The sequence below is a fragment of the Streptomyces sp. NPDC052079 genome, from assembly GCF_040680275.1.
In the GTDB taxonomy this organism is placed as follows: domain Bacteria; phylum Actinomycetota; class Actinomycetes; order Streptomycetales; family Streptomycetaceae; genus Streptomyces.
Map to the genome: position 1 here is coordinate 21,982 of NZ_JBFAWL010000017.1, position 12,681 is coordinate 34,662.

General features: G+C 72.9%; 10 protein-coding genes. 3 read left to right on the top strand and 7 right to left on the bottom strand.

Annotation, left to right across the window (positions count from 1 at the left end; all coding sequences use genetic code 11):
- Positions 1–90 precede the first annotated feature (90 nt).
- The 4 genes from AB0L56_RS22855 to AB0L56_RS22870 form a co-directional block, all read right to left on the bottom strand.
- A complete protein-coding gene (locus AB0L56_RS22855; RefSeq protein WP_365425794.1) occupies positions 91–738 on the bottom strand; it encodes a SurA N-terminal domain-containing protein in 648 nt (215 codons plus the stop codon).
- A gap of 170 nt (positions 739–908) precedes the next feature.
- Entirely contained in the window at positions 909–2,405 is a 1,497-nt protein-coding gene (locus AB0L56_RS22860) for a protein kinase (protein ID WP_365425969.1), read from the bottom strand.
- A 38-nt stretch (positions 2,406–2,443) separates the two neighbouring features.
- Positions 2,444–3,085 (bottom strand): hypothetical protein, encoded by a 642-nt coding sequence (locus AB0L56_RS22865; RefSeq protein ID WP_361027415.1) that lies wholly within the window; start codon positions 3,083–3,085, stop codon positions 2,444–2,446.
- Positions 3,086–3,258: 173 nt separating this feature from the next.
- Positions 3,259–5,358 carry an N-6 DNA methylase gene (locus AB0L56_RS22870; protein ID WP_365425796.1) on the bottom strand — a complete coding sequence of 700 codons (2,100 nt, stop codon included), beginning with the start codon at positions 5,356–5,358 and terminating at the stop codon, positions 3,259–3,261.
- Between the two features lie 203 nt (positions 5,359–5,561).
- Between AB0L56_RS22870 and AB0L56_RS22875 the strand changes: the two genes are divergently transcribed.
- Together AB0L56_RS22875 and AB0L56_RS22880 are read left to right on the top strand one after the other, a co-directional pair.
- Positions 5,562–6,038: a hypothetical protein gene (locus AB0L56_RS22875; RefSeq protein WP_365425798.1), complete on the top strand. Its 477-nt coding sequence runs from the start codon at positions 5,562–5,564 to the stop codon at positions 6,036–6,038.
- Positions 6,039–6,060: 22 nt separating this feature from the next.
- A complete protein-coding gene (locus tag AB0L56_RS22880; protein WP_365425800.1) occupies positions 6,061–6,843 on the top strand; it encodes a hypothetical protein in 783 nt (260 codons plus the stop codon).
- A 13-nt stretch (positions 6,844–6,856) separates the two neighbouring features.
- Here the strand turns inward: AB0L56_RS22880 and AB0L56_RS22885 are convergent, their stop codons facing one another.
- On the bottom strand, positions 6,857–7,600 hold the full coding sequence (locus tag AB0L56_RS22885; RefSeq protein WP_361027427.1) for an N-acetyltransferase: 744 nt from the start codon (positions 7,598–7,600) through the stop codon (positions 6,857–6,859).
- Positions 7,601–7,651: 51 nt separating this feature from the next.
- Positions 7,652–8,377: an HNH endonuclease family protein gene (locus AB0L56_RS22890; RefSeq protein WP_365425971.1), complete on the bottom strand. Its 726-nt coding sequence runs from the start codon at positions 8,375–8,377 to the stop codon at positions 7,652–7,654.
- A 218-nt stretch (positions 8,378–8,595) separates the two neighbouring features.
- On the opposite strand from AB0L56_RS22890, the gene AB0L56_RS22895 reads away from it, so the two are divergent.
- The gene (locus AB0L56_RS22895) at positions 8,596–8,781 is read left to right on the top strand and encodes an antitoxin (protein WP_361027433.1); all 186 of its coding nucleotides are present in this window, start codon (positions 8,596–8,598) and stop codon (positions 8,779–8,781) included.
- A 98-nt stretch (positions 8,782–8,879) separates the two neighbouring features.
- On the opposite strand, the gene mfd is transcribed toward AB0L56_RS22895, so the two are convergent.
- Positions 8,880–12,413: a transcription-repair coupling factor gene (gene mfd, locus AB0L56_RS22900; protein ID WP_365425803.1), complete on the bottom strand. Its 3,534-nt coding sequence runs from the start codon at positions 12,411–12,413 to the stop codon at positions 8,880–8,882.
- Positions 12,414–12,681: the final 268 nt, after the last annotated feature.

Sequence of the window (12,681 nt, forward strand, 5' to 3'; positions counted from 1 at the left end):
ACGCTCCGAAACTAGCCCACCCCGCCGACAGGCCCCGAGTTGTCCACAGCCCGGCCGTCCACAGGCCAGCCGTCCACAGGCGCGCCTCCGTCAGAGGGGCCCCGGCGCCTCGGCAGAGAAGCTGACGTCCCGTACCCAGGCCACCTTCGCGTCGACCCGGCTGCTCTTCTCCACGTCCCAGTCGCCGTACCGCGGGTTGAGGTCGACGTCGAGCTTCTTGCCCGCCTCGGACAGCGCCTGCCAGAACTCGGGTCGGCTGGTGTCGGTGCCGAGCTGCTGGGCGAGCTTCTGAGCGTGGAGCTGAAGGCGGAGGTTCTCGTCGAGACGCTGCGGCGGGATGCCGTACTGCTGGAGCCAGGCGGCCTCCAGCGCCTCCGCACCGCCGGCCTGCCGCTCCAGATCGGTCCGCATCCGCTGGATCTCGCGGTTCGACACCGTCACCCCGGCGTCCTTCGCGGCGCGCTCCAGCACCCGGTCCAGGACCATGCCGTGCAGGGTGTCGCGGGTCAGGCTGCCGGTGCGCGCGATGGCCTGCTGGTACTGGGCCTCGTCCGGTACGGCCGCCCGCTGTGCCGCGCGGACCTCGTCGACCCGGTTCTCCAGCTGCGACACGGTGATCCGTTCCCCGCCGACCACGGCCGCGGCACCGGGGTGCGCGTCGTTCCCGCAGGCGGTGAGCAGGGGCGCTGCGGCGATCGCGGCGGTGAGGAGGAACGCGGTGCGACGGCGGCGGTGCAAGGAGACCTCCTGAGGAGAGCTTGTGCGGCGGTGCACAAAGTCTTGCGGTGATCGATGGTAGGCATCGGCCAAGCTCTGGCCAACCCATTCGACCAACGATTCACCGCGACTTCCGGCACCGCCCCGCCCTGCCCGTCCGGCCGTATGGCCCCTTTGCGGCGCGCCGTCCGCTATCCGCGCACCTGTCCCAGCCATCCCAGGGTCCGGCGGATGTCCGCGGCCAGCGGATGTCCGGGGCCGTGCAGGCGCTCCACGTCGTGCAGCAGCCGGGCCAGCGTGTCGTGCGCGGCGGGCCGGTCGCCGAGGGCGAGCAGCAGATGGCCGATGCGGCGGCGGACGTCGTGGGCGAGCTGCGGGTCACCGGCGGCCACGTACTGGTTCTCGTAGTACGCCAGCAGCGCCCGGTACTCGGCGAGCGCCGCCGCCGGTTCGCCGAGCTGCTCCAGGCACTGGGCGGCCTCGTAGCGGTAGCGCAGGGACTGCGGGTCGGCCTGGCCCGCCTCGGCGGCGCGCTCGTCGGCGAGGCGGCGCAGTTCGGGCAGGGCGCGCCGGTACTGGCCGTCGTCGAGGAGGGTGGCCGCGTACTGCTTGCGCAGGGTGCGGACGACCGGGGAGTGCTCTCCGTGCTGGTCGGCGGCGACGGGCAGGATCGAGCCGAGGATGTCCACGGCCTGGGTGATGCGGCCCTCGCCGAGCAGCCGCTTCACCTCGTCCACGGCGGCGGCGACGTCGGCCTGCTCCGCCACGGGCGCGGGCGGCGCGGCGGGGGCCGGCCGGGGTGCGGGCGTGCGCGCGCGGTCGGGCCAGGGGGCGTGCGGGCGCAGGAACGGGCGGGTGGGGTCCAGGGGCGCGCCGGTGGGCGTTCCCCGCGCGGGGAGCAGCTGCGACAGGTGCTCGTAGACCTCCTGCGCGGAGTCCGGGCGGTGCTGCGGGTCCTTGGCGAGCAGCCGCAGCACCAGGGCCTCCAGGGCCTCGGGCACCTCCGGGCGGATCCGGCGCACCGGCACCGGCGGCTCGTACAGGTGCCGGTGCAGCACCCCGAGCGCCGTCGAGCCGGAGAACGGCACGTCGCCGCTGAGCAGCTCGTGTATCAGCACCCCGAGCGCGTACAGGTCGGTGTACGGGCCGACCGCGCCGCCCATCGCCTGCTCGGGGGCCATGTAGGCGGGCGAGCCGATGGGGGTGCCGGTGTGGGTCAGGCGGGTGGTGTCGGCGTCCATGACGGAGGCGACGCCGAGGTCGAGCACGGTGACGGTGCCGTCCTGCTTCACCATCACGTTGCGCGGCTTGAGGTCGCGGTGGACGATCGGCACGGCGTGCACGGCGCTCAGTACGGCGCACAGCTGCGCGGCGACCGCCGCCGCCCACTGCCAGGGGTACGGGTCGTGCTCGGCGAGGTGGTCGCCGAGGTCGGCGCCGTCGACGTACTGCATGACGAGGAACAGCTCCTCGCCCTCGCTGCCCGCGTCGTGCACCGTGACCAGGCCGGGATGGTCGACCTGGGCGGTCACCCGGCATTCGCGCACGAAGCGGCGGCGCAGTTCGTCGGCCTCCTGGCCGGCCACCTTGTCCGGGCGCAGCAGTTTCACCGCCACGCGCCGGTCCAGCCGTTTGTCGTAGGCCGTCCAGACCTGTCCCATGCCGCCCTGTCCTATGAGCGTGGACAGTTCATAGCGGCCGGCGACGACACGTCCCGTCGTCACGCTCACCTTCCGCCTTCACCGTTGCCGTGCTGTCCCTGCTGTCCCTGCTGGCCGTCCTGCCGGCGCAGGTAGTCGCTGAGTTCGTCGAGCTCGGCACGCACCTGGTCGATCCGCGCGGGCGCGGGGGGCTGCGGCGGCCCCGGCTGCGGCGGTACGGGGGCGGGGGGCACCGGTGTGTGCGGGGTCGGCGGCTGCGGTATGGGGGTGGGCGCGTAGGGCGAGGTCTGCTGCGGGTAGCCGTACGGGGTGTTCGGCCCCGGCGTGTGCATCGTCGTCGCGTGCGGCGACGGCGGGAGCTGGGCCGTGTACGGGCGGCCCTGCCGCCGGTGGTCGAGGCGGATGTCCACGACCAGGAAGTAGGCGGTGGCGGCCGCGCCGAGCAGCAGCATCGCGAACACGGCCACGTCGGTGCGGTAGTCCGTCTCCGGCAGCGAACCGGCTACCGCCGCGCAGGCGATGGCCAGCGGGAGGCTCACCCAGGCCACCGCCCAGTCGAGCGCCCGTCCCCGCAGGAAGGCGACACGGAACAGCGGCACGCAGGCCAGCAGGCCGCAGCAGAGGACGCCGGCGGCGGCGTACAGCACGCGCTGCGTGATGACCGATGCGCCGCTGGGTGGGGGCGGCGCCGCGCCGTGGCCGTACATGACTGCTCCTGGACGGGTGAAGCGATGGGAACTCGGGTCGAGTCGGGACTCCGAGCGTATAGGCCATCAGGGACAACCGGTCCCTGATGTACCGAACCGTTGTCGTCCTGATCGCTTCGTCCGGCTGCGTGACGTCCCGCGCGGGGCGCGGCGGGGGGCTCAGTCCGGGGGGCTCAGTCCGGGGCGATGGTCCCGTCGGTGAGGCCGTCGTACATCCCGCGGACGAGTTGTTCGCCGAGCCGGCCCGCCTCCTTGAGCGCCCGCTCGAACGCGTCGAGGGCCCGGAAGCGGGCGCCGTAGCACCGCTGTTCGTCCAGGGGGAGCCGGGGCAGTTGCAGTCGGCGTACGTCGAGCCGCGTGGCCGTGGAGGCGTAACTGCTGGCCTGGCGGTGGTTGGTGGTGCCGCGCAGGAAGCCGGCGAGGAACCATGCGTCGAGCGCGGCCGGGTCGGGGCGCAGCAGGACCAGGTTGCGGCCCAGGGCGGCCGAGGCGGTCGCGTCGTCGACGACCCGCGCGACGGCGCCGCCGCCGAGCACGGGGACGACGACGTCGCCCGGTGCGGTGAGCACCGGTTCCTCGTCGCTCTCCGGCAGCGTTCCGGAGGGGGCGGTTCCGGCGAGTACGTCGTGGTCGGTGAGCACGGGCACGCGCGCGTGCCCGCCGTGGCCGCCAGTCCGCATCACCAGGGCGCCGCCGCGCGCCAGCTCGCCGACGGTGGTGAGCGGCAGTCGGCGGGAGACGGCGGGCGGCGCGGGTTCCACCGGCGGCGGGGCCAGTTCGGCGGTCAGGCGCAGCGTCTCGTCGAGCCGGTCGCGTACGTCGGTGAGCCGGCCGGCGCCGGCCGCGGCGGCGGGGGGCGGCAGCCGGCGGGCCGGGGCCAGGTCGACGTCGTCGTCGAGGAGTTCGATGACCGGCACGGAGCGGGCCAGTCCGGGCCGTTCGTCGAGCCGGCCGGCCCGGTCGAAGGCGCGCCAGGCGTCCAGGACCGTCTCCCGCACCCCCGGCCACTCGGGCCCGCCGCGCCCCTCGACGGCGAACTGCCCGGCGTCGGCGAGCAGCAGCTCCGGCTGAGCGGGTGCCTGTTCGGGCCGCCGTAGCACCCACAGGTGCAGCGGGATGTTGTACGGGGGCGCGGCGCCGGCGGGCAGCGCTACGACGGCGCGCAGCGCGCCCCGGCGCAGCAGGTCGGCCCTGATCCGGCGTCCGGAGCGGCGGGACGCGGCGGCAGGCGGCATCAGCAGCACGGCGGTGCCGCCGTCGCGCAGCCGGGCGAGCGCGTGCTGCACCCAGGCCAGTTCGGACTCGGTGCGGGCCGGGAAGCCGTACTCCCAGCGCGGGTCGTAGGCCAGTTCGTCGTGGCCCCAGTTGCGCTCGTTGAACGGCGGGTGACACAGCACCGCGTCGGCCCGCAGCCCCGGGTGGGCGTCGGCCCGCAGAGTGTCGCCGACGGCGGCGTGCACGGCAGCGCGGGTGTGCAGGGCGAGGCGCAGCGCGGTGATGGCGGCGAGCTCGGGGGAGCTGTCCTGAGCGTGCAGCTCCTGGCCGGGGCGGTGGGCGACGGAGCGGAGCAGGGCGCCGGTGCCGCAGGCCGGGTCCAGGACGGTGCGGGGGGTGCCGGCGAGGTCGGCCATGAGTCCGGCGAGCTCGGCGGGGGTGAGCGTGTACTGGCGCGGGTTGGCGTCGAGGTGCCGGCCCAGCAGGAATTCGAAGGTGTGCCGGGCGCCGCGCTCGGCGGCGAGTTCGGCGACGCCGCGCAGGAGGGGGACGGAAGGGAGCAGCTGGGGGGCGGTGGGGGGTGCGAGGGCGGGGGCGGTGACGGCCGGGGCGTCGGCGGGCGAGTTCACAGCACCCGGGGAGTTCACACGTGAGCCGCCCGGTTCTCCCAGGCGCGGCGTGAGCACCCGCTCCAGCGCCGCGGGGAGCATGGCGGCGAGTCGCTCGTCCGTGCCGGAGCTGACCTCGAGCCAGTCCGGGGAGCGGTCGTGGATGAGGAGCAGGACGCAGCCGGCGTGGGTGAGGGCGGTGGCGGGTCCCGCGGGGTGGCCGGCGAGCTGCTGCCAGACGCGTTCCCTGAGCGGGACCTCGGCCAGTTTGCGGTGGCGGCGCAGCCAGCCCTCGACCTCGGTGAGGGCGAAGGAGGGGCTGGTCTCGGTGCCGCCGGCCGGCCGGGGAAAGTCGGCGTGCCGCCTGCGCCAGTTGCTGACCGCGGCGCGGCCGACACCGGCCAGCCGTGCGATCCCGGCGGCGGTCACTTCTGTCGCGTTGTCCTGCATGCCCGGCATCCGCCCCGTTCCCCTCTGCCCATGTGTGGTCACGAGCATACCGACGCGCACGCGATCCGTGACTTCACGCGCGTGTATTCATCACCTCACGTGAATCGTGTTGACTCGGTTCACAGCATCTGCTCTTATTGACCCCGCGAACGAGCAACCGCCTGACAGGTGGCGGTTGCCGCCGTCAGGAGGGGACACCAACCATGGGTATGAAGAGCAAGGTCGTGCTGGGCGCCGTCGCGGGCATCGCCGTCATCGCCGCCGTCTCGGCGAACTCCGGTGACGCGGAGGGCGGCTCCACCGGCAAGGGCTCCTCCGCCTCCGCGCAGCAGCAGGCGGGCGGCTCGAAGGCGGACGGCACGTCCGACACCAAGTCCGAGGACAAGGACGTCGAGAAGGCGTCCCAGGCCGAGCAGTTCAAGGCGTTCGTGCAGAAGAACGGGACGGCGAAGGAGAAGGAGGCCGTCTCCCACGTCACCAAGGTCCAGGGCGCCGACGAGCAGAACAACATCCTCGACGCCGCGGACGTCTACACCGACTTCACCGGCGGCATTCTCGGCGAGGGCACGGGCCCCGCCAAGCTCATCGCCTCCGCGTTCGCCGACTGGAAGCAGAGCGACAACGGCCTGGTCACCGTCTACGACGCCGACGGCGAACTGCTCGGGAACGGCAAGTTCTAGCGGGCCCGAGGGGGGACCAGCCATGCGCCGCACCACGCTCGCCGCCCTCTGCCTCGCCACCGTGGCGACCGCCGGCCTCACCGGCTGCGGGGGCGAGGATACGGCGCACACCAGCACGTCACCGAGCATGACGAAGGACCGCGAGAGCTCCCCGAAGCCGAAGAAGGAGCCCTTCCCCGGACTCACCGGCGGCGAGATCGTCGACCGCGCCGTCAAGGCCACGACCGGGGCGTCGTCCCTGCGGATGACCGGCGACTTCCCCGACGACGAGGGCGGTGGCACCCTCCGCGTCGACGTGGCGCTGAACAAGTGGGGCGAGTGCGCCGGCACCCTGGGCCTGGACGGCCAGGGCGAGACGGAGCTGATCAAGACCGGCGACACCGTCTACCTGAAGTACGACGAGGCGTTCCTGCGCGCCCAGGGCAAGGGTGAGTCCCAGGACACCGTGGACGCGACCGTGGCCCTGCTGGCCGGCAGGTGGACCAAGATGTCGGTCGAGGGCCCGGACGGCGAGGACATCGCGGAGTTCTGCGACCTGGACGCGATCCTCGGTGTGGACGGCGCCCCGGACGCGACCCGCGGAAGGACCACGACGGTCGACGGCACGCCCGCGCTGACACTGACGGCGCGGGACGGCGAGGACGGCTTCACCCTGCACGTCGCCACCGAGGGCGAGCCGTACCTGCTGCGGCTGGACAGCACGTCCCCCACCGACCCGGGCTCCCTCGCCTTCAGCGACTACGGCGAGCCGGTCCCGGCCGACGAGCCCGCCGGTGACGTACTGGACCTCGACGCCCTGGGCTGACCCGCCCCGCGGTTCACAGCGGGTGCCGCATCCACACGTTGGGCTCGACGTACACCGCGTATCCGCGCTGCGCCTCGCAGCGCACCGGCGCCAGCGCGCCGGGCACCTCGACCTCGCCATCGGTGTCGAAGGGCAGCCCGGTCCAGCCACGCCAGTCCTCCAGGGAGGCGGCGACCGTCATCGACGCCGGCGCCACCGACTCCACGGTGGCGCCGGCCCGGGCGTGGACGCGCAGCCAGGGGTCGTGCGGCAGGCCGTCCGGGCGCACACGACGGGCGTACTCCTCCATGGACGCATCCGGTTCGAGGTGCTTGGCGTTGGGACGCACGGGGGCGACGAGCCCACGGAAGCCACGGGCCCGGGCGTTGTCGCGCATCGCGGAGACCATCGCCGCGGACAGCCCGCGGCCCTGGGCGTGCGGGGCGACGGAGACCGAGATCGCGCTGACCGTGTCGGGGCGGACCCCTCGGCGCAGGTCGGAGAAGGCCCACACCAGGACCTCGTCCCAGCCCCGCGCGGGCAGTTCCCCGCGCCCCGCGACATCGAGCGCGAACGGCACGCTGTAGGCGTTGGCGACCACCTCACCGCGGTCGTCCTCGGCGAAGAGCACGAACTCGGGCAGTTCCCGGGCGATGCGCGGGAAGTACCCGAAGGCCACCAGGCCCTCGGTCGCGAACTGCGGCCAGGTGTCCGCCATGTCGCGTACGGCCGCCGCCCGGTCGGGACGGTCGGCGAGGCTCGATACCGTGAAGTCCATGGCGTCACCGTAGGCATGGACCCGTGGCCAGGGGAAACGATTTCCCCCGCTTCAGCCGCCGCACTGCTCCAGCATCATCCGCCGGTCGGCCGGGGTCACCGGCAGCGCGTACTTGAGGGCGACCTGCGCGAAGCGGACCGCGTAGGCGCACCGGACGGCCTTGTTCGGGGGGAGCCAGGCCGCGGGGCCCGAGTCCCGCTTCGCCGCGTTGGCGCGCCCTTCGACGGGAAGCAGGTTCAGCGCGTCGTTCGCCAGCTGCTCGCGCTTGCTCTCCGGCCATCGGGCAGCGCCCAACTGCCAGCTGTAGGACAGCGGGACCACGTGGTCGATCTGCACCTCGGCCGCCTTCGCCTTCTTCCAGGCGAGGTCCTTGCCGGTGTACGGGTCGTACAGCTCCATCGAGACCACCACACAGTCGGAACCCGACCGGAACCGGACATCGCGTCCATGGAGCTTCAGCAGGTCGTTGCGGGTGTCGCAGCCGTTTCGGGCGAGCGGCACCCCGTCGGCCGTGTCCATCCAGGCGTAGCCGAACTCGTCGCGGTCGTAGCCCGTCTTGGGTCCGCGGCCCTTGGTGGTCACCTTCTCGATCAGGGCCATGGCAGCGGCACGGTTCTTCTCGCCGGTCACGGGAGCGAGGCCCGGTTCGGTGCCGTCGGGGTTGTCCAGCGGGCTGACGGCACGTCCGTCGGGGGCGGCGGCCCCGCTTCCGCCGCCGGCCGGGGAGCCGGTGTCCTGAAGTCCGTCGCAGCCGGCGAGAAGAGCCACCGCGGCCATCACCGCCGGTCCCGTGTGCCGGAGCCGCCGGCCCCACCCCTTGTGTCGCGTCACCGCGCCCCTCCCTTGTTCCTCTATATCCCTGCCCCGGCGGGGGCGGGCCGATCCCGGCTCTCACCGTAACGAGCGAGAGGTCCAGACCACATCGACACTTCTCAGGCATTCACCCCGAAGCGCGCGTATTGTCGGTTTTGAGTCACCCCCGGAAGGAGCTCTGAATGGGCATCCTCGACAGGTTCAAGAGCAACAAGGCGGCACGCGAGAAAGCCAGGCAGGCCTCGGACGCCGCGGAAAAGAAGATGAACGAGAGGACCGGCGGCAAATACGAGCAGCAGGTCGACACCGGGCAGCAGCAGGCCGAACGCCGGCTCGGCATGGACCGCGACCGTCCCGACCAGCCGTAAGGCCTCGCCCACCCGTCAGGCCGTCCACGGCGACCACCGCCGTGGACGGCCCGCTGTGCCCGGACGGCGGCGGCCCGACGGGAGTTACGGACCGGGCCTCAGGACCCCAGCACCGACGTCAGGAACTCCCCGACCCAGCCGAGCAGATCCCGTCCGACCAGCGGCTTCCCGCCCACCTTCGCGGTCTTCGGGCGCGGCACCAGCACCTGGTGGGCGGCCGGCTTGATGACCGTGCCCGGGTACAGGCGCTTCAGCCGCAGTTCCTGGGACTCGCGCAACTCCACCGGCGCGAAACGGATGTTGCTGCCCTGCAGCACGATCTCGCCGACCCCGCACGCCCGGGCCAGCATGCGCAGACCCGCCACCAGCAGCAGGTTCTCCACCGGCTCCGGCAGCTTGCCGTAGCGGTCGACGAGTTCCTCACGCACGGCCCGGATGTCGTCCTCGCTGTTGGCGGAGGCGATCGCCCGGTACGCCTGGAGACGCAGCCGCTCGCCGGGCGCATAGTCATGCGGGACATGCGCGTCCACGGGCAGCTCGATCTTCACCTCGAGCGGCGGCTCCTCCTCGATCTCACCGGTCTCCAGCTGGCGCCGGTAGTCCGCGACCGCCTCGCCCACCATCCGCACATACAGGTCGAAGCCGACGCCCGCGATATGACCGGACTGCTCACCGCCGAGCAGGTTTCCGGCGCCGCGGATCTCCAGGTCCTTCATCGCCACATACATGCCCGCACCCATCTCCGTGTGCTGGGCGATCGTGGCGAGCCGCTCGTGCGCGGTCTCGGTCAGCGGCTTCTCCGGCGGGTACAGGAAGTACGCGTAACCGCGCTCCCTGCCCCGGCCCACCCGGCCGCGCAGCTGGTGCAGCTGGCTGAGGCCGAAGTTGTCGCCGCGCTCAACGATCAGGGTGTTGGCGTTGGAGATGTCGATGCCGGACTCGACGATCGTCGTCGACACCAGCACATCGAACTTCTTCTCCCAGAAGTCGACGACGACCTGCTCCAGCGCAGACTCCGACATCTGCCCGTGGGCGGTGGCGATACGCGCCTCGGGCACGATCTCGCGCAGCCGGGCCGCCGCGCGGTCGATGGACTCAACCCGGTTGTGGATGTAGAAGACCTGCCCCTCGCGCAGCAGCTCGCGGCGGATGGCCGCGCCGATCTGCTTCTGCTCGTAGGGCCCGACGAAGGTGAGCACCGGGTGCCGCTCCTCCGGCGGGGTGGTGATCGTCGACATCTCGCGGATGCCGGTCACCGCCATCTCCAAGGTGCGCGGGATCGGCGTGGCCGACATGGTCAGTACGTCGACGTTCGCGCGCAGCTTCTTCAGCTGCTCCTTGTGCTCGACGCCGAAGCGCTGCTCCTCGTCGACGATGACCAGACCCAGGTCCTTGAACTTCGTCTCCGAGGAGAACAGGCGGTGGGTGCCGATGACGACGTCCACCGAACCCTCCCGCAGCCCATCCAGAACCGCCTTCGCCTCCGTGTCGGTCTGGAAGCGGGACAGCGCCTTCACGACCACCGGGAACTGCGCGTACCGCTCGCTGAACGTCCCGAAGTGCTGCTGCACCAGCAGCGTGGTCGGCACCAGCACGGCGACCTGCTTGCCGTCCTGTACGGCCTTGAACGCGGCCCGCACCGCGATCTCGGTCTTGCCGTAGCCGACGTCACCGCAGATCAGACGGTCCATGGGGACCGACTTCTCCATGTCCTCCTTGACCTCGGCGATGGTGGTGAGCTGGTCGGGCGTCTCCGCGTACGGGAAGGCGTCCTCCAGCTCGCGCTGCCAGGGCGAGTCGGCGCCGAAGGCGTGGCCGGGGGCGGCCATGCGCGCGCTGTACAGCCTGATCAGGTCGGCGGCGATCTCCTTGACGGCCTTCTTGGCGCGCGCCTTGGTCTTGGTCCAGTCCGCACCGCCGAGACGGTGCAGGGTGGGCGCCTCGCCGCCGACGTACTTGGTGATCTGCTCCAGCTGGTCGGTGGGGATGTAGAGCCGGTCGCCGGGCTGGCCGCGCTTGGCCGGGGCGTACTCCACGACCAGGTACTCGCGGGTGGCGCCCTGCACGGTGCGCTGCACCATCTCGATGTAGCGGCCCACGCCGTGGTGCTCGTGCACGATGTAGTCGCCCGCCTCCAGGGTCAGCGGGTCGATGGTCTTGCGGCGCCGGGCCGGCATCCGGGCGCCGTCGCGGCCGGACGCCTTCTGGCCGGTGAGGTCGGTCTCGGTGAGCACGGCGAGCTTCAGCGCCGGATCGACGAAGCCGTGGTCGATGCAGCCGCAGGCGACGTGCACCACGGACGGGCTGATCTCGCCGAGGTCGGTGTCGAGACGCGCGGCGATGCCCTCGCCGCCGAGCACCTCCACCGTGCGGGCGGCCGGGCCGTGGCCCTCCGTGACGAACACGGTGCGCCAGCCGTCGGCGAGCCAGCCCTTGGTGTCGGCCAGCGCCCGCGCGGTGTCGCCCCGGTAGGTCTCGGGGGCGCGCATACCGAGCTTCAGGGTGTCCGGGTCAAGCTCCTCGTCCGCGGCGAACGGCGACACCGACCACCACATCATGCCCAGCTCGCGCGCCCGGTCGCGGACGCCCGCGATCGACCACAGGGACGCCGCGCCGACATCGACGGGCGCCTCCCCGCCGCCCGCGGTGGCCGCCCAGGAGGCCTGCAGGAACTCCTGGGACGTGGCCACCAGGTCCGAGGCGCGCGTGCGCACCCGCTCCGGGTCGCAGACGACGGCCATGGCGCCCTGGGGCAGCACGTCCAGCAGCAGCTCCATGTCGTCGACGAGCACGGGGGCCAGGGACTCCATGCCCTCCACGGCGATGCCCTCGGCGATCCTGCCGAGCAGTTCGCCCAGCTCCGGGTGCTGCTCGGCCAGGACCCGCGCGCGTTCCCGTACGTCGTCCGTGAGCAGCAGCTCGCGGCAGGGCGGGGCCCACAGCCCGTGCTCGGCGACCTCCAGGGAGCGCTGGTCGGCGACCTTGAAGTAGCGGATCTCCTCCACGTCGTCGCCCCAGAACTCGATGCGCAGGGGGTGTTCCTCGGTGGGCGGGAAGACGTCCAGGATGCCGCCCCGTACGGCGAACTCGCCGCGCTTCTCCACCAGCTCCACGCGCGCGTACGCGGCGGCGGCGAGGGCGTCGACGATCTCGTTGAGGTCGGCGGTCTCTCCGGTCCGCAGGGAGACCGGTTCGAGGTCGCCCAGGCCCTTGACCTGTGGCTGGAGCACGGAGCGCACGGGCGCGACGACGACGGAGACCGGTCCGGTCTCGGGGTCGTCGGGGCTGGGGTGCGCGAGACGGCGCAGTACGGCGAGACGCCGGCCGACGGTGTCGCTGCGGGGGCTGAGCCGCTCGTGCGGGAGCGTCTCCCAGGAGGGGTACTCCACGACGCCCTCGGGCGGGAGGAGGGAGCGCAGGGCCGCGGCCAGGTCCTCGCCTTCGCGACCGGTCGCCGTCACGGCGAGCACGGGGCGGCCGGTCTCGCGGGCCAGGGCGGCGATGGTGAAGGGGCGGGCCGCGGGCGGGCCGACGAGGTCGACGTGCATGCGGTTGCCGTCGGCGGCCGCGGTGATCGCTTCCGCGAGGGCGGTGTCCTTGACTACGGCATCGAGCAGACCGTGCAGGCTCATGCGGGGCGGATTCCCTCCGGGGGTGTGCAACACGACGGGCCCGACGCGCGCTGCGGGCCGGGGGTGTCCAGGGTACGTCGCCGCGCCCGCGGGTGCGGGGGGCTGTGGATGACGTCCGCCGACCGGTCACCGGAGCCTGTCCGAACCCGCCGGGACGCTCCGCGGTGTGTTCCGCAGGGGGCGCCGGACCTTCTCGCCGTGGCGCCGTCGGCCCGCGGGCGGCTGCGGCCCGGTCGGGGCCGGTGGCGCAGTTCCCCGCGCCCCCGGG

What these genes read in the sequence shown, in the direction of transcription:
- AB0L56_RS22885 (WP_361027427.1), bottom strand. Translation starts at nt 7,600, where the DNA reads ATGGACTTCACGGTATCGAGCCTCGCCGACCGTCCCGACCGGGCGGCG.
- AB0L56_RS22890 (WP_365425971.1), bottom strand. Translation starts at nt 8,377, where the DNA reads ATGGCCGCGGTGGCTCTTCTCGCCGGCTGCGACGGACTTCAGGACACC.
- mfd (WP_365425803.1), bottom strand. Translation starts at nt 12,413, where the DNA reads ATGAGCCTGCACGGTCTGCTCGATGCCGTAGTCAAGGACACCGCCCTC.
- AB0L56_RS22875 (WP_365425798.1), top strand. Translation starts at nt 5,562, where the DNA reads ATGGGTATGAAGAGCAAGGTCGTGCTGGGCGCCGTCGCGGGCATCGCC.
- AB0L56_RS22865 (WP_361027415.1), bottom strand. Translation starts at nt 3,085, where the DNA reads ATGTACGGCCACGGCGCGGCGCCGCCCCCACCCAGCGGCGCATCGGTC.
- AB0L56_RS22880 (WP_365425800.1), top strand. Translation starts at nt 6,061, where the DNA reads ATGCGCCGCACCACGCTCGCCGCCCTCTGCCTCGCCACCGTGGCGACC.
- AB0L56_RS22895 (WP_361027433.1), top strand. Translation starts at nt 8,596, where the DNA reads ATGGGCATCCTCGACAGGTTCAAGAGCAACAAGGCGGCACGCGAGAAA.
- AB0L56_RS22870 (WP_365425796.1), bottom strand. Translation starts at nt 5,358, where the DNA reads ATGCAGGACAACGCGACAGAAGTGACCGCCGCCGGGATCGCACGGCTG.